Annotated in this window: 14 protein-coding genes; 11 read left to right on the top strand and 3 right to left on the bottom strand. The window is 52.4% G+C overall.

What is annotated here, in order from left to right:
• The first annotated feature begins 29 nt into the window (after nucleotides 1–29).
• From traG to FIV46_RS10935, 11 genes are read left to right on the top strand one after another with little or no spacing between them, the layout of a single operon-like run.
• Nucleotides 30–2,144, top strand: coding sequence for an IncP-type conjugal transfer protein TraG (gene traG / locus FIV46_RS10985; protein WP_139940977.1), 2,115 nt, complete (start codon nucleotides 30–32; stop codon nucleotides 2,142–2,144).
• Nucleotides 2,141–2,602, top strand: coding sequence for a ribbon-helix-helix domain-containing protein (locus FIV46_RS10980; RefSeq protein ID WP_139940976.1), 462 nt, complete (start codon nucleotides 2,141–2,143; stop codon nucleotides 2,600–2,602). Before traG ends, FIV46_RS10980 begins: the two co-directional genes overlap by 4 nt.
• A complete protein-coding gene (gene trbB, locus FIV46_RS10975) occupies nucleotides 2,586–3,611 on the top strand; it encodes a P-type conjugative transfer ATPase TrbB (RefSeq protein ID WP_139940975.1) in 1,026 nt (341 codons plus the stop codon). The genes FIV46_RS10980 and trbB overlap by 17 nt, the downstream gene beginning before the upstream one ends.
• Before the next feature lie 4 nt (nucleotides 3,612–3,615).
• Nucleotides 3,616–3,975, top strand: a complete 360-nt coding sequence (locus FIV46_RS10970; protein ID WP_139940974.1) for a TrbC/VirB2 family type IV secretion system protein — start codon at nucleotides 3,616–3,618, stop codon at nucleotides 3,973–3,975.
• A complete protein-coding gene (locus FIV46_RS10965) occupies nucleotides 3,972–4,235 on the top strand; it encodes a VirB3 family type IV secretion system protein (RefSeq protein ID WP_139940973.1) in 264 nt (87 codons plus the stop codon). Before FIV46_RS10970 ends, FIV46_RS10965 begins: the two co-directional genes overlap by 4 nt.
• Before the next feature lie 8 nt (nucleotides 4,236–4,243).
• Nucleotides 4,244–6,700, top strand: a complete 2,457-nt coding sequence (gene trbE / locus FIV46_RS10960) for a conjugal transfer protein TrbE (RefSeq protein ID WP_139940972.1) — start codon at nucleotides 4,244–4,246, stop codon at nucleotides 6,698–6,700.
• Nucleotides 6,687–7,427, top strand: coding sequence for a P-type conjugative transfer protein TrbJ (gene trbJ / locus FIV46_RS10955; RefSeq protein WP_181163196.1), 741 nt, complete (start codon nucleotides 6,687–6,689; stop codon nucleotides 7,425–7,427). Before trbE ends, trbJ begins: the two co-directional genes overlap by 14 nt.
• A gap of 10 nt (nucleotides 7,428–7,437) precedes the next feature.
• Nucleotides 7,438–8,769 carry a P-type conjugative transfer protein TrbL gene (gene trbL, locus FIV46_RS10950; protein WP_139940970.1) on the top strand — a complete coding sequence of 444 codons (1,332 nt, stop codon included), beginning with the start codon at nucleotides 7,438–7,440 and terminating at the stop codon, nucleotides 8,767–8,769.
• A 5-nt stretch (nucleotides 8,770–8,774) separates the two neighbouring features.
• Complete coding sequence (gene trbF / locus FIV46_RS10945) at nucleotides 8,775–9,548, top strand: conjugal transfer protein TrbF (protein ID WP_139940969.1); 774 nt, start codon at nucleotides 8,775–8,777, stop codon at nucleotides 9,546–9,548.
• On the top strand, nucleotides 9,548–10,519 hold the full coding sequence (trbG, locus tag FIV46_RS10940) for a P-type conjugative transfer protein TrbG (RefSeq protein ID WP_139940968.1): 972 nt from the start codon (nucleotides 9,548–9,550) through the stop codon (nucleotides 10,517–10,519). The genes trbF and trbG overlap by 1 nt, the downstream gene beginning before the upstream one ends.
• The gene (locus tag FIV46_RS10935; RefSeq protein ID WP_139940967.1) at nucleotides 10,516–11,733 is read left to right on the top strand and encodes a TraB/TrbI/VirB10 family type IV secretion system protein; all 1,218 of its coding nucleotides are present in this window, start codon (nucleotides 10,516–10,518) and stop codon (nucleotides 11,731–11,733) included. The genes trbG and FIV46_RS10935 overlap by 4 nt, the downstream gene beginning before the upstream one ends.
• Nucleotides 11,734–11,790: 57 nt before the next feature.
• Here FIV46_RS10935 and FIV46_RS10930 read toward each other — a convergent pair whose 3' ends face one another.
• The 3 genes from FIV46_RS10930 to FIV46_RS10920 all read right to left on the bottom strand — a co-directional run bounded on the left by FIV46_RS10930 (nucleotide 11,791) and on the right by FIV46_RS10920 (nucleotide 16,612).
• Complete coding sequence (locus tag FIV46_RS10930) at nucleotides 11,791–13,011, bottom strand: type II toxin-antitoxin system HipA family toxin (RefSeq protein WP_139940966.1); 1,221 nt, start codon at nucleotides 13,009–13,011, stop codon at nucleotides 11,791–11,793.
• Nucleotides 13,004–13,708, bottom strand: a complete 705-nt coding sequence (locus FIV46_RS10925; protein ID WP_139940965.1) for a helix-turn-helix domain-containing protein — start codon at nucleotides 13,706–13,708, stop codon at nucleotides 13,004–13,006. Before FIV46_RS10925 ends, FIV46_RS10930 begins: the two co-directional genes overlap by 8 nt.
• Before the next feature lie 1,116 nt (nucleotides 13,709–14,824).
• Nucleotides 14,825–16,612: a methyl-accepting chemotaxis protein gene (locus tag FIV46_RS10920; RefSeq protein WP_139940964.1), complete on the bottom strand. Its 1,788-nt coding sequence runs from the start codon at nucleotides 16,610–16,612 to the stop codon at nucleotides 14,825–14,827.
• Between the last annotated feature and the right edge of the window lie 86 nt (nucleotides 16,613–16,698).

Raw genomic sequence — 16,698 nt, 5'->3', positions numbered from 1 at the left:
TTCAGAACCTTTAAGACAGGGAACTGAAAATGACACCTACAAAAATCCTGCTCGGACAGATACTCCTGACCTTTCTCATCGTGCTCCTCACGATATGGTCTGCCACCCAGTGGGCGGCACATATGCTGGGATATCAGATGAGACTGGGGGAGCCATGGGTCCAGTTGTTTTCCATTCCTGTGTATCTCCCCTGGAGGCTTTTTGAATGGTGGTACGCCTATGGCAGCTATGCGCCAATAGTGTTTCTTAAAGCCGGGACCCTTGCGGCCTCTGGTGGCTTGATCGGGGTTTTTGCCGCCATTCTGGGGTCTCTTTGGCGCGCCCGGGAAAAGAAGAATGCGACGACATTTGGGTCTTCACGCTGGGCAACCAAAAAGCAGTTGAAGAGATCAGGTTTTTTCAGAAAGAAAGGTGTCGTCCTTGGCGGGTTCGCCGGGGCTTATCTGCGTCACGATGGTCCGGAGCATGTCATGGCTTTTGCGCCAACCCGGGCGGGCAAAGGCGTGGGTCTGGTCGTGCCGACGCTTTTGACCTGGCTGGGAAGTGTGGTTGTCCATGATCTCAAGGGGGAGAACTGGCGGCTGACCTCCGGCTGGAGATCACGCTTTTCAAGATGTCTTTATTTTAATCCGACAGATCCGGAGAGTGCCTGTTTCAACCCGCTCATGGAAGTCCGCAAGGGGCAGAATGAGGTGCGTGATGTGCAGAATATTGCGGACATCCTTGTTGATCCGGAGGGTGTGCTGGATCGTCGCAATCATTGGGAAAAGACAAGCTACTCTCTTCTGGTGGGCGTTATTCTGCATGTCCTTTATGCGGAGAAGGAGAAGACTCTTGCCCGGGTGGCGGAAATTCTCAGCGATCCTTCCTGCCCGTTTGAAGCCACTCTGGAGAAAATGCTGCATACGGATCATCTGGGGCAAGGTGGTGAGGAACCCGGCGTTCACCCGGTTGTGGCCGCTGTGGCCCGAGAACTCCTGAACAAGACCGAAAATGAGCGAAGCGGTGTGCTCAGCACGGCGCTTAGTTTTCTTACGCTCTATCGGGACCCGGTGGTCAGTAAGGTCACGGCTCGGTCATCTTTTGTGCTCAGAGACCTGGTCCGTACGGGAAAACCGGTCTCCCTGTATCTGGTCGTCCCGCCAGGGGATTTGAGCCGGACAAGGCCGCTGATCAGGTTGATCCTTAATCAGATTGGTCGCCGCCTGACCGAGGAAGTGGATCTGGCGACGAAGACTGCGACAGCATCGCCCGCCAGCCGTGGGATCTTCGGAATTTTCAAATTCCCGGGCAAAAGAAAGAGCCGCTGGTCAACAACCAGTCGACTGCTTCTGATGCTGGATGAATTTCCCGCATTGGGGCGGCTCGAATTTTTCGAGACGGCGCTGGCCTATCTTGCCGGATACGGAATTAGAGCCTTCATGATCTCCCAGAGTTTAAACCAGATCGTCAAAGCTTATGGCGAAAACAGCGCAATTCTGGACAACTGCCATATCCGGATCGCCTTTGCCACCAACGACGAGAGAACCGCGAAGAGGGTTTCGGACAGCCTCGGCAGCATGACGGAACGGCGGCATCAGCGTAATTACGCCGGCCACCGTTTGGCGCCCTGGCTCGGTCATGTCATGGTTTCCAGTCAGGAGACGGCGCGACAGTTGCTGACCCCCGGGGAAATCATGCAACTGCCTGAGGGTCAGGAGATTATCCAGATTTCCGGACGGAAACCGGTACTGGCAAACAAGATCAAATATTTTACCGACAGAAATTTCATAGAGAGATCTCTACCGCCCTGTTGTCAGAACCCGGACGATGACAGCGAGCCACAAAATGACAGCGAGCCGCAAAATGACTGGAAAGGCCTGGAAGCATCGGTGTCCGACAAACTTTCTGTAGAGGGACGGGAGAACCGAAAGGAGTCTTGCACAGGCCCGGCGGGGGAGGATGACCCTGGAAACTCAAAGGGAAAAGACGATGCCGGGGATGTCGGGTTTGAATTTCCGGATCTCTGCCTGGACCGACATTTCCCGCGGAAATCGACCTCCAACGGCGGACAGTTCAACCTGCCATTCAGCGGAGGGACGTCTTTTGTGAAGAGGTCAGGCGATAAAAACTCCGGTCCGGCCGACAAGGGAGGACGCTCATGAAACCCCGCATCAATGTTTACGTGCAACCGGAAGAACTTCGTAAGGTTGACAGGCTCGCTGCCAAAAGCGGTGTTTCGAGGTCCGGCCTGGTTGAACTCGCGCTTGGGCAATATCTTGAGGAAGGCGGTCTTCCCGGGAGCGAGGAACTGATCCTGCGCCGTTTGGATCGGCTAGGGCGACAGTTTGGCAGACTGGAGCGGGATCTGACCATTCTTCTGGAAACCAAGGCGCTTTTTATTCGCTATTTCCTCACCATGACACCGCCTTTGCCGGTGGAGGACAGGGAAGCAGCCAGTGCCAAGGGACAGCAGAGGTTTGAGGAGTTCGTGACCTTTCTCGGGCGTCGCCTCGCCGAAGGAAATGGCCTCACGGCGCGCGTCATGGAGCAGTTGCAGGGGGAGGAGACAGATCTATTTTCCCTGAATCCCGGGGAGGCGGATCATGCAGGAGGCGCATAAGGTTAAATATTTAAATGATCCGGAGCCCGGGAATGGCGCAGGCCCCAGCCGCAAGACCGCTATGCTGAAGACGGCTCTCGGGACGGAGATTCTGGCGGCGCTTCAGGACGACGGAGTGACGGATATTCTGGTCAATCCGGATGGTTCACTCTGGATCGACAGTGCAGACAAAGGATGTTGTGCGACCGATCATACTCTCTCTGCGGCCATGCGGGAGCGGATAATTCGACTTGTTGCCAGCCTTGATGAACGGGTGGCTCATCGCAACTCGCCTTTTGTCAGTACCGAAATTCCGCTGCTGGAGGGCGCGGGGGTACGCTTTGAGGGGCTTCTTCCCCCTGTGGTCTCGATGCCCGCCTTCGTCATTCGCAAGCCAACATTGTTTCAACCGGATCTCCAGAAATACCTTCAGGACAGGATCATTGAACCCTGGCAACTGAAAGCCATTCGTCATGCGCTGGAGGCGAGGCTGAATATGGTGGTTGCCGGGGGCACAGGATCGGGAAAAACGACCTTTGCAAATGCGCTGCTCGCGGAGCTCACGCACAGGGAGGAGCGTTTGATCATTTTGGAAGATACGCGCGAGTTACGGTCGTCCGCCACCAACAGCATGTTTTTGAAGACCCGACCGGGCGTCGCGGGACTGCGCGATCTGGTTCAGAGTTCTCTGCGTCTTCGACCTGACCGGATCGTTGTGGGCGAAGTACGGGGAGGGGAAGCGCTTGAACTTTTGAAAGCCTGGAATACGGGTCATCCCGGGGGCATCACGACAGTCCATGCCAACTCAGCCAGTGGAGCCCTGTACCGTTTTGAGCAGCTTATCCAGGAAGTCTCCGAGCAGGTGCCCTGCAGGCTGATTGCCCAGGCTGTCGATCTGGTGTTGTTCCTGGAAGGACGCGGCGGAGCACGACGGCTTCGGGAAATCATTCAGGTCAAGGGATTCACCCGTGACGATTACCGCATTGAGAAACTTCACCCGGCAAATCCAATGCCCGACAAAAGGAGATAGTCAGATGTTTGACAGAACACAATCCGTTTTCAGAGCTGAAATATTCAAAAAATTCAGGACCCGAATACAGCTTGCCGCCGGATCTCTGATCCTCTTGCTCAACGCTTCAGTGGCCGAGGCCGCGGGGACCAACATGCCCTGGGAAGCGCCGCTCCAGGCGATCCTGGACAGCATCGAAGGGCCTGTGGCCCGGATCGTAGCGGTGATTATCATCACCATCACCGGGCTGACTTTGGCGTTTGGAGATACGGGCGGCGGCTTCAGGCGTCTGGTGCAGATTGTGTTCGGCCTGAGTATCGCTTTCGCCGCCACCAGTTTCTTTCTGGCCTTTTTCTCCTTCGGGGGAGGAGCGGTGATCCTGTGACGGACAATCGTCCCATTGGATTGGAAGTGCCCCTTCATCGGTCGCTGACCGAGCCTCTGTTGCTGGCAGGCGCGCGAAGATCGGTAACCATCGTAATCGGGACGCTGGCGGCGGCGATGGGCCTGGGCCTGCAATTGTGGCTCGCTGGACTGCTTCTCTGGTTTACCGGTCAGTCGCTCGCGGTCTGGTTGACAAGACGGGACCCTGATTTTCTGGAAACCGGCCTCAGGCATTTGCGCCACAAGGACTATTACAGCTGAGAGAAAATATGCTCAATCTTCGGGAATATCAAAACAAGACCGCCTGCCTGGCCGATCATTTGCCCTGGGCGGGTCTGGTTCACCCTTCGGTGGTGCTGAACAAGGACGGCAGTTTTATGAGGTGCGCCGAACTCAGAGGGCCCGATCTGCAGGATATGGAGACGGGGGAGGTCATTGCCTTTCATGCCCGGGTGAACGACGCCTTGAAGCGTCTGGGGAGTGGTTGGGCGCTCTTTCTGGATAACAGGCGGATTGCTGCCAGATCATATCCGACGTCTGAGTTCCCCGATCCGGTGAGCGCACTTGTGGAGGAAGAACGGCGGGCGGAATTTGCAGGCGGAGAGCATTTCGAGAACCGTCTCTGCCTGGCTCTGCTCTGGATGCCGCCGGAAGATCGTACAGACAAGGTTACCGGGCTTTTCCTGTCTCGCAAGGACGGCGAAGGCAACGGAGCATCGCTCAGCAAGCCCGAGCGTCATCTGGAGAAGTTCCTGCGACATAGTGACAGAATATTCGGTCTGCTGGAGGATGTGGTGCCGGAGTTTGATGTGCTGGAGAAGGGCAATTTGCTGACTTATCTCCATGGAACAGTTTCCACGAAATCACATAAGATCAGTCTTCCGGAGGTGCCTTTTTATCTCGATGCGATTTTGACAGATGACACCTTGAGTGGTGGTATCTCCCCCAGGCTTGGGGAGCAATATCTGAAGCTGGTCACGCTGACCGGATACCCTGGCTCATCCCTTCCGGGTTTGCTTGGCGGTCTGGATGGCCTGGGGTTTGAATATCGACATGTGAGCCGCTTTCTGGCCCTGGATAAAGAGGAGGCCCTCAAGGAACTGAACAAATATCGGCGGCAATGGTTTTCCAAAAGAAAGAGCCTCGCCAATATTTTGAAAGAAGTCATGACCAATGAAGCCTCCCAGTTGCTGGACCGGGACGCGGAAAACAAGGCCCGGGATGTGGAAGAGGCCCTCCAGGAACTTGGTGGGGATTATGTCTCTTATGGTCACCTGACAGTCACCATAATGGTGAGCGACCCTTCAGAGGATGTTGCCGAAGAGAAAATCATGGCTGTGGAGCGTGTCCTGGGTAGCTCAGGATTTGTTGCTATCAGGGAGCGCGTCAATGCGGTTGAAGCCTGGCTCGGGAGCCTGCCGGGGCATGTTTATGCCAATCTCCGCAAAGCCATGATCTCCAGTCTTAATCTGGCGCACTTGCTCCCTCTCTCTTCTCCCTGGGCCGGACCTGTCCGAAATGCTCATCTGCAGGGTCCGCCTCTGCTGATCGCGGAGACGGACAGTCTTACGCCATTTCGCCTGGTGCAGCACATTGGAGATGTGGGGCACATGATGGTGGTCGGTCCCACCGGGGCCGGAAAGTCGGTTCTCTTGTCCCTCATGTGTCTTCAGTTCCGGCGCTATCCCAAGGCCAATATCTGCTTCTTCGACAAGGGCGCTTCCTGCAAAGCCGCCATCCTGGCCATGGGAGGTGAGTTTCACGAGCCGGGAGCTGGCAGACAGGCGGGCTTTCAGCCCCTGGCGCGTATTGATGAGGAATGCTGGTGCCTATGGGCCGGAGACTGGATAGCACTGGTGCTGGAAGCCCAGGGCGTGAAGCTTGAGCCTTGTCATAAGGAGCAAATTTGGTCCGCTCTTAACAGTCTGGCGTCGGCGCCGAGGAAGGAACGTACCCTGACAGGGCTGGTTCTGCTGCTGCAGGATGAAGATCTCCGACAGGGGCTCAAGCCCTACACACTCGAGGGCGCCTATGGTCATCTGCTTGACAGCGATGCCGAAACACTGGAGCCGGGACCTTTGCAGGCTTTTGAAATGGAAGAGCTTATGGAACAACCCGCGGCGGTGCTGCCGGTGCTGAGCTATCTATTCCGAAGGCTGGAGGAAGTTTTCTCGACCGATGGCCCCACGCTGTTGGTTCTCGATGAAGCCTGGCTGTTTCTGGATCATCCGGCGTTCGCCGGAAAGATCAGGGAATGGCTGAAGGTGTTGCGCAAAAAGAACGTCTCAGTGGTTTTTGCCACGCAGTCCTTATCCGACATTGCGGAAAGCAGCATCTCGCCTGTTCTCACCGAGAGCTGTCCCGGTCGGATATTTCTCGCCAATCCGCGTGCCGCTGAACCTCGTCTTCTGGACATATACAAAGCATTTGGCCTGAGTGAGCGGCAAATCGAAGTCATCTCCCGTTCTTCGCCCAAGCGGGACTATTACTTGCAAACGCCAGTGGGGTGCCGGCTGTTTCAACTGGGGCTGGGTCCGCTGGCTTTGTCTCTGGTGGCGGCCTCGTCACCGGAGGACCGGTCGATGATCACGGCTGTGTCTAACGAATGCGGATCGGAAACATTCGGGGCAGGCTGGCTGAGGGCTCGCGGATTTCCCTGGGCGGCTGATCTTATCGAACAATATGGGCCTGACACTTCAAGGAGAAACGATGATGGAAAAACGTAAAACCCGCCATGTCCGAAATGGTGCCTTTATGATCTGCCTGATGACGCTCTTGATGGCTGATCCTGCCAGGGCTTTGTTTGGCTTGGGAGACGTGGTTTATGATCCCGCCAATCATGCCCAGAACCTGCTGATCGCCAGCCGAAGCCTGATAACCATAAACAACCAGCTGACCGGTCTGCAAAATCAGGTACGTATGCTGGAGAATATGGCTAAAAACCTGTCTCCCTTGGAACAGGCGTCTTTGCCGGATCTTGTGCAAAGCCTGCAGAGGATCAACCTGCTCATCAGTTCCGCGGAGGGGCTGAGCCGGAACGTTGACGCCCTTGAACGGACATTCGACAGGTTATATGCGGATCAATATTCCGAAAAAGACGGAGATTTACAGCGGGCGCGGGAGCGTTGGGGTTTGTCCCGGTCAGCTCTTGAAGACAGCCTCAAAGCCCAGGCGGTTCTGATGTCCTCCCTTGAGGAGAACAGGGAATACCGGCAGCAACTGTCCCAGTCCTCTGAAAGTGCGGAGGGGCTCTTGCAGACCTCTCAGGCGGCAAACCGGATCAGTCTTTTTCAGCTTCAGCAACTGGAGAAAGGACAACAGGCAAGCGTGCTCTACTTTCGGGCGCGATCTCTGGAGGAAGCCCGCAAGCTTGTGGAAAAAGAGGAAGCACGGGCATTGAGGAAGAGTTTCATGGGCAGTGCGTCTCTGTCTTCCTCGGATCGCCCGTGGTGAGGAGGGTGAAATGGAAGACCTGGGCATCATAGATAATTTTAGTCGGATATTCGGAAGCTACATTGACAGCGGTTTCGGGATTCTTAGCAGCGAGACGGCCTGGCTCGCCGGTATTCTGATTGCCATTGATGTGACTTTGGCTGGCCTGTTCTGGGCCATGGATGAAAATGCCCAGGTTATTCCATCACTCTTGAAAAAGGTCCTCTATGTGGGGGCCTTCGCGCTTCTGATTAATAATTATGCCTATCTGGCGGGAGTGCTGTTGGACAGTTTTGCGGGCCTCGGGCTAATGGCGACCGGAACTTCCTTGACTGCGGAAGATCTGTTCCGTCCCGGACATATTGCCCGAACGGGATTTGAAGCGGCCTGGCCATTGCTGGACACTATTGGGGATCTTGCGGGCCTGACCAGCTTTTTCGAGAACTTCCTGATCATCGCGGTACTCCTGTTTTCCTGGATTGTGGTCATTGTCTCTTTCTTCATCCTCGCCATTCAGCTGTTTGTAACCCTTATTGAGTTCAAGCTGGTGACCCTCGCCGGATTTATTCTGGTGCCCTTCGCCCTCTGGAACAAAACCTCTTTCCTGGCGGAGAGGGTTCTTGGCGGCGTTATCTCTTCCGGCATCAAGGTCATGGTTCTGGCCGTCATTGTCGGAATTGGATCTCTGGTCTTTGTGGACTTTGCCGATGCCCTGTCGGAAAATGAAGCTACTTTGTCGGGTGCCTTGTCTCTTGTGCTTGGCGCTCTTTCGCTCCTGGGACTCAGCATCTTTTCTCCCGCTGTGGCGGCGGGGCTTGTCAGTGGTGCACCGCAATTGGGCGCGGGAGCGGCTGTGGGGGCCGCGGCGACAGCAGTCGGCGGTCTGATGGCGGGGTCAGGTGCTGCAGCGCTGGCCTTTAAAGGAGCGGCAGCGGGAAGTCTCTCAGCCGTAAAGGCGGGGGCGTCAGTGGCCGGTCAGGCCAGTACCGCCTATCGCATCGGACGCGCAACTTCTTCCGGTGGCGTGGGAAGTGGATTGAAATCCGTGGGATCGTCTTTGGCAGGTTCAATGAAAGAGGGGGCTCTGAAACCCGTCCGAAACATTCAGGAGAGTTTCGATCATGGTCGCCTTAAGGCCTGGGCGGGGGCTGGAACTCCTGCGGAACAAATCTCCCCACATCAGACAGCTGGGCCGCCCGGTGCAGGCGACGAAAATTTAGCGGAACCCCGGTGGGCGAAAAACTTCCGGAAAGGACAGAATTTCAGGTCCTTCGGCAGAATGGGGCTCCAGGCCATGAGGGAAGGGGACAGATCCGCAAGCGCACTTTCGCTACCGATTAATCAAAGTGACAAGGAGGGATAAAGATCATGACTGGAATATTCAGCCGACAATCAATCAGCTACGGAAAATCCGATCCTGTAGAAACGCCTTTTATGAAGGCGTCTGAGGTCTGGGACAGACGCCTGGGGTCTGCGCGAGTTCAGGCCGCAAACTGGCGGTTGATGGCGTTTTTGTTGTTCTTCCTCTCTTTGGGACTTGCGATTGGATTTTATCGTCTGGCGGGTCAAAATCACATAGTTCCTTATGTGGTGGAGGTTGGTGAACAGGGGGAGGTTCGCAACATAAGCCCGGCGCTGGAAAGCTACCATCCAGATGACGCCGTTATTGCCTGGCATTTATCGCATTTTATCGAAAAACTTCGCTCCCTGCCTTCCGATCCCGTCGTGCTTCGGGAAAACTGGCTCTCTGCCTATGACATGGTAAGTGACAGTGGCGCTCTTTATCTCAGCAATTACGCGAGAGAACATGATCCCTTCAAAGCGTTGGGCATCAAAACCGTCAGCGTTGAAGTGACCAGTATAGTGCGGGCTTCCCGGAACAGTTTCCAGATTAAATGGCAGGAAAAACTTTTTCGAAACGGCGATTTTGAACGGACCGATCGTTATACCGCGATCCTGGGCGTCATTCTTGCCGCGCCTGACAACGAAGAGATGCTCCGAAAGAACCCACTGGGCATCTACGTCCATGAAATCAACTGGAACCGTGATTATGTCCCGGCCAGTGATCAAGGGGACGGTAACGCCTTCTCAGATGTGAAAAACAACCCCGTTTCGGGTTCTGGTGACAAAGGAGATAAATGATGTCCAGTCGCGCGATAATACTGCTGGCCCCACTGGTTCTTTTACTGGCGGCCTGCTCCGGCCATAAGAAGAACTTCGCCCCTGATCTTTCCGATGATTTTGTGCGAGCGGAGAGACTGGAAGAGCCTCCTGCGGAAGTCAGGATTGTGGAAGTGCCAAAACCCCTGCCTTTACCAGGCCAACTGAAGAAACTGCCCGAGGAAAATACCGACACGACCGAGGGACGAATGCCGTCGACCTCAGAGGTCCGTGAGAAAGCGGTGTGGAGCCCCGAACAGGGAAACTATCTCAATGCCATTCAGGTCTATCCTTTTGTGGAGGGGGCTTTGTATCAGCTCTATGCGTCCCCCGGACATGTCACTGACATTGCTCTGGAACCGGGAGAACAACTGGTGTCGGTTTCTGCCGGTGACACCGTGCGCTGGGTGATTGGGGATACGGTAAGCGGTGCCGGAGAAGGGGCGCAGGTTCATCTTCTCATTAAGCCGGTTCAGAAAGAGTTGGAGACGAACCTGGTCATCACTACCGACAGGCGAAGCTATTATCTCGACCTGAAAAGTTTCGAGGAGACCTATATGACGGCGATGAGATGGACTTATCCTCAGACCGAAATCAGGGCTCTGACGCGCCTCAATGAGCGAAGTCGGAATTCGGCAGTTATTGATAAAGGACTTCAACTGGAAGACTTGGATTTCTCCTACAGCATTCAGGGGGATGAACCCGACTGGCGCCCTTTGCGAGCATTTGATGATGGCCGGAAAATCTATATCGAATTCCCCGCGACAATCGACAGACGTGAAGCTCCACCTCTCTTTGTGCTGGGCAGGAAAGATGAAGTGGAACTGGTCAATTATCGAATGCGCGGCAACTATTATATTGTCGACAGGCTGTTTGCCAGGGCAGAGCTGCGTCTGGGCACTGACCCCCAGACCAGGGTGCAGATTGTCCATCATAGGAGGCGGCGGCAATGACGAGTTTTGAAAAAGACGAGGGGGAGAGAGAAGCAGAAAAGATTGAGAAAAAATTTCAGCTTCGCGCGAAACCCAAGCCGGTTCGCCGGTTAAACAAAAAACTGATTGTTACTGTCGTGTGTCTCGCATGTTCGGGAATGCTGGCGATCAGCTTTTACGCTCTTGATCCTGGAGGGGCGTCGGAAAAATCTCCCCGGAAGGAGTTATATTCTGTTGGTCGCCACGCTCCGATGGAAACTGTCTCCGGACTTCCTGCCAGTTACCAGGATGTCCCCAAAAATTTGGAAAGGAACCTGGGAAGCAATTTGGAACAACAGAGTGATAACGTTGTTGCCCTTGGCCCGGCTTATATGGGTGATACGGGCCCGGCCCTTCTTAGGGCGGAGAGCGATCTGGGGACGAACAGGCCAGAGCAAAACGACCGCTCGCAACCTTTCAGACCTTCTGTTTTTGAAGAGCAGCAGAGAGCGGAAAAGCTTCAGGCCGCACAGCTGGAACGGCAGGCGAGAAATTCGGTCGTGTTCTTTTCGATAGATAATTCCTCATCGAAACGGCGTGGATTTGCAGACGCGAAGGGCAGCAACAATAGTCCCCCCTATTCACCGTTGGGAGTTGATAAAGCAGAGGCGACTGGTCGGCCAGCGGAAACATTCAATCTTCTGGCCGGAACCATCATTTCCGGTAGCCTTTTGACGGGTATCAATAGTGATTTAAAGGGGCAGGTCGTCGCTCAAATTACGGAGCCTGTCTACGACACTGTGACGGGCCAAGAGGTTCTGATCCCGCAGGGGGCGCGTATTCTGGGAAAATATGTGAACGAGATTGAATATGGTCAAGACCGCGTCTTGATTGTCTGGGATCGCATCATTTGTCCAGATGGGGCTTCCGTTCAGCTTGACGGAATGCCTGGAACAGATAAAGGTGGATATTCCGGACTTTCGGATCAGGTGGACTGGCATACAGACCGGTTGGTGGCTGGTGTCGGACTTGCCACGCTCCTGGGCGTCGGTACGGAGCTTGCTTATGGTGATGCCGAGGGCGAACTCGCCAGGGCAATAAGAGAAAGTTCTCAGTCAAGCCTGAACAATGCAGGTCAGAGAATAGTCGACCGAAATCTGAATATCCCGCCGACGATCACTGTTCGTGCCGGCTGGCCGATCAGGATAATAGTAACAAGGGATCTGAAGGTTGACTTATTGGCAGTCAGCGAGTGACTATACGTAATGAGATACCCCTTTTGCAAAATTGAAATGAACGGCAAGTTTTGTATTTCAGATCTTTGAGAGGGGAATTACTCTGAGATGATCATTGATGACAGTTTCCAGTTCAGCCGAGATCGGTAGGTCACCACGTTGTTGCCAGGCAGCGTGAAAGCGCTCTACAGTGTTTTCAACCGTGTTTCGGACCACTGCTGAGGAGAGGCGGGCTTTGGCGGCAAATTTTTCGAAACGATCCATATCCAATTCTTCAAACAATTTCGTGCCGGCAAAATTGAGAGCCAGTTTGTCATTCTTTATATAAAGGATGGTTGAGACAAAATCATATGCCGGTGCTATGGATGCTGTCCTCCTGTCCGGGTATATCAATGACCAGTTCTTGAGATGCATGTCACCATTGCCTATGAGCGCATTGAAGGTAAAGCGGCGGATAAATTCAACAACACCGGCTTCTCCTGTTTCGGCCGAAAGCACCTGAGCAATCATATCGTAATTTGCACGTTCATATTTTCTTTGAGGATATACGCCAAAGACCTGCGCGAAGTCTTCAATATGCAAGCGAATGTCGCTATTGATACGGTCAAACCTCTTGATTACAAAAGCATGAGTTCCAATATCAGAAACATCGTCTGGAAGGCCACCGATTTCATTGAGCGGCAATAGTTGTGTCTCCGGGACGTCAATGCCCACCATTCTGGCAAGCTCCATCATGGCAAATTCATTTTCCGGTACATCTTTGTGGATCGTGGAGGGAAGTTTAGCAATCCATGACCCACCTGTGCCGTTAGCTGGTATGGTAAGGCCACCTGTGGTGTCCTTGACGGCGGAGAATTTCAGTTGCACTCCGGCGAGTGAGAAGTGCAATGCAGAACCTGTATGATCGTCCTTCGATAGTTTTTGCTCTTCATCATCTTCTGGCCAGCTCTCTTCATCTTCCGGGATAACTCTGACGGCCCCTGGTAAGTCGCGCCCCAAAGCCCAAAGAAGGAAAAAATCGCGATCTATGTGCACTCCTGCTTTTTTGGCGAGATATTCTCTAAGATGGCCCTCCGGAAGTAGATTAGCGAAAAAGGTTGGAACTTGAGTTCGCGTTGGCCGTACCTCCGTATCAAGTCCACCATAGATATCTTTGAATGAGAGGCTCAGAGTGTCACGATTTTGATCTTCTATATAACTGTTATTGAAGGAAAACAGAGTTCGGTCGTCTGGCAAAAGTGCAAGAGTACCTATGACTTTTCCGTGGAGTTCGACATTTAGTATGGAAATATCAGGCATCATCAACCTCCTCACTCAGTCTATAAGCGGGGGTCGACCGTCTCGTCGGTGTACTGGCGCCGTGGGCAAGCGCATTGCGGATATTTCGCAGGGCGTCGTTGGCCCGCGTTGCTTCAATAAGTGACTTATTGAAGTCAATGTTTTTCAGGATCTCTGGTAGGCTTTGTTGCGCTGCCAAAGCTTTATTGATTGCTTGAGTTGGTAGTTTGACTGTTTCTAATGCGTTCTTTATTTGCTCCGCTTGTGCCAGATTAAATCTTATGTTGTCGAGTTCCTGGACAGTTTGAGAAAGTCGCATCAACTCAGGTACGTCCCCCAGCTTGCGAGAAAGTCGCCCAGCCTCTTTTCCAATCCGTTCCAGAGAGCGGTGTGTTTCAGTAACTGTATCATTTTGAGATGACAACTTGTGTTCTGGTAGATTATCTGAACCTCCCGATGCATCAGCACGGCTCAGGGCCTCGACAACTGGTACAAGCTGACGTGGCATCAGCATGAACTCCAGGTCGAGCGCACGGGCAATTTCAATCAGGCTGGAGAGTTTGATATCTACCTTGCCGTTTTCGATCTTCGAAATATGACCTTGTGGCACACCTATTTTTTTACTAAGGGCGCGTTGACTAAGTCCTTTCTTGGATCTGGCTCTTTTTAAACTTTCTGCCAGCTCTTGAAGTTGGATATTTTTATGATCTTCTTCCATATATCACCTCTTAATATTGATACACTAAAATATATCAACAATAATTGCAATGAATTATATGCTGTAGTATATCAAATTATGGTAATGATATGTTTTGGTATATCAGAAATGTCTAGGCATCTACTGATTAAAAGGTACCATTCGCCTATTTTTAGGAAGTCCCGATTGCTTTTGAATAGCGAGGCAGCTCTATACAAAAATGGGTGAAATTAGGTGTGCGGTAACTAGGTTATTGTGTTGTGCGTGTATTAGGCTATTGTGCCGAAGTATATAGAAAGTTATTTTTTGTCAATTAGATAGCTTATTTTTGTTCATTCTCTGGTTTATAGTTACTGCGCGCCTTGAAACTCTCTTTTCCGTGTTGATTGAGTTATTGAAATTTAATTTATAGCTCAAATATAGTGATATTATGAGTTATAAACGAGAAAGATATAACTCATAAGACCGAAGTGGCAGCAAGATGATTGGACGATCAGAATATTCGAAACCAGGGGATATGCGGCTGATCATTTGACAGGGTAAAAAGTGAGTGAGCTGATTAACTTTAAGATTGTTCGAAAGAGCCTTGCAATGCCCATCTCTTAAATGTGCGCAAAAAATGCGCACTTTTTTATTTTAACATACTGAAAAATATGAACCTGTCGGTGCATTTAGACCGCACAAGAAATACTAAATTTTTTGATGGCTACTTACAAATCCTGCCCCCGCAACCAAACATATTGAAAATATCTTTATATTTCAGTGGGTTACGATATGTTTTCCGAGGGGTAAAATATAATATCCAACAAAATCAAAGAGTTATGCTTGCAGGTTCAAATCACGCGCAACCAACCATAACTATTTTGTCAGACCGGTAAAGGGGGTGTAACAATGGGTGCAATTTACTGAATATCCTGCCAATTGAGATAAATCTCTGCGGGGCTTTCGATAAGATTTCTATATCGCTTTACTGCCGCACTATTTTATGGCTTGGATATGGCGAATAATTTGCGTGCTGCTGAGCTCAGGCATTTTTCGGTGCCATCTAGTAGATGGCACCAAGAGTGTCTTGGGTTGGCTTAATCACTTTAGGGGCGGACTGATATCCAAACTCTATACTGCTTGTTGCGGCGCCACTCAGGAGACCTTCAGGCTCCGGTACAAGTCTATGCCTTCCTGCGTATAACGGTTGGAAACATCCATATTATCGGACAATTCCTTCAGGTTGCGGTTGATATCCGCCACCGCTGTTGCGGCTGTCTGGATATTGCATGAAATATCCCTTGTCGCGATCCCCTGCTCTTCAATGGCGTCGGCGATGCCGCCCACATTTCCCTGGAGTTCACCAACAGACTTGCTGATGGACTCCAATCGACCGACCACATCGTTCGACACATCCTGCATTCGGGTGATTTCCGAGGAAATCTGGCCGATAGCGTCCGTCACCTGGGTCGCCAGGCTTTTCACTTCTCCTGCCACTACGGCAAATCCCTTTCCGGCTTCCCCCGCGCGGGCGGATTCGATGGTGGCGTTAAGCGCCAGAAGATTGATCTGGGAGGCGATGTCCTCAATCAACGTCACAATCCTGTTCATGGCTTCCGCCGCCTTACTCAGTTCGCGGGTAGACACGCCGATGGTTTCCGTTTCACTAAAGGTCAGGTCGGCTGCTTTACGGACATGTCCAACGCTTTCTGTGATTTCATGGATCGAGGCGTTAAGCTCTTCGGCTGCCGCCGCCACCACCTGGATCATGCTGTCTGTCTGTGTCGAGGCAGTTGCCGCAGAACCGGCCTTGACATTCGCTTCCCCTACCGTGACGCGAATTTTGTCGAGATTTTCATCCACAACGGTACCGACACGCTCTTGTTCCTGACGGCGATGAACCATGTCGGTAACATCGGTAGCGAATTTTACAACTTTAAAGGGCTTTCCTTCCGGGTCCAGGATCGGGTTGTAAGTGGCTTGCAACCAGGTTTCCTTTCCCCCCTTGCCAATACGTTTATATTCACCGGACTGAAAAACGCCCTCGCCCAGGGTCTTCCAGAACTGTTTGTAACCGGCGCCTTTTGTTTCGTTTTCATCCACAAACAGGCTGTGATGTTTTCCCTTGATTTCGTCAAGCGTATATCCGATGGCGTTCAGGAAATTCTCATTGGCTATTAAAATGGTGCCGTCCAGGTCAAATTCAATGACGGCCTGCGCCCTGTTCAACGCGGCGATTTTGCCTTCAAACTCAGCAATGCGCAGCTTTTCTTCCGTGATGTCGGTAGCGAATTTGACCACCTTGATAACCTCACCTTTGTTATCCAGGATCGGGCTGTAAATAGCCTGAAGCCACAAACCACGGCCACTCTTGGCCACCCTTTTGAATTCTCCGCCACGGAACCGCCCGGCACCCAGATCCGCCCAGAATTCCCGGTACTCCTGTGTATCGTGGTATTTTTCTTCCACAAACATTGCGTGTTTTCTACCTCGAATTTCCTCGAGGGAATATCCGACGGTGTTCAGGAAATTCTCATTGGCTGTTAAAATGGTGCCGTCCAGGTCAAATTCAATGACGGCCTGCGCCCGCTCCAGGGCGTTCAGCTTTCCGGCGTGATCGATGTTGCTGTTCTGGAAATCAGTGACATCCGTGGCCAGCTTGACCACCCGCACCACTTTTCCGGATCCGTTCTTAACCGGAAAATAAATAGCCCGCAGCCAAAGTTCGTGGCCATTCTTGCCAACCCGTTTGAAAATTTCCCCATGATTTTCACCTTTGCGCAGACTTTCCCAGAAAGTCCGATAGGCGGAACTGTCACGATCATTCTCAGGGACAAATATGCTGTGATGTCGGCCTTTGATTTCGGAAATATCATAGCCAACGGCCTTCAGAAAAAGATCGTTTGCCTCCAGAATCTCGCCTTCGGGCGTAAACTGGATCATGGCCTGAGCGCCTGAAAGAGCCTTTATCGTTTCACTTGAAAGTCCTCCGGCCTCCCGCATATTCACTCTGTCTATTAATTCACTGA

The sequence above is a fragment of the Emcibacter nanhaiensis genome, from assembly GCF_006385175.1.
Lineage (GTDB): Bacteria > Pseudomonadota > Alphaproteobacteria > Sphingomonadales > Emcibacteraceae > Emcibacter > Emcibacter nanhaiensis.
The sequence above is the reverse complement of the archived record's forward strand: the minus strand, read 5'-3'. Positions and strand labels throughout refer to the sequence as shown.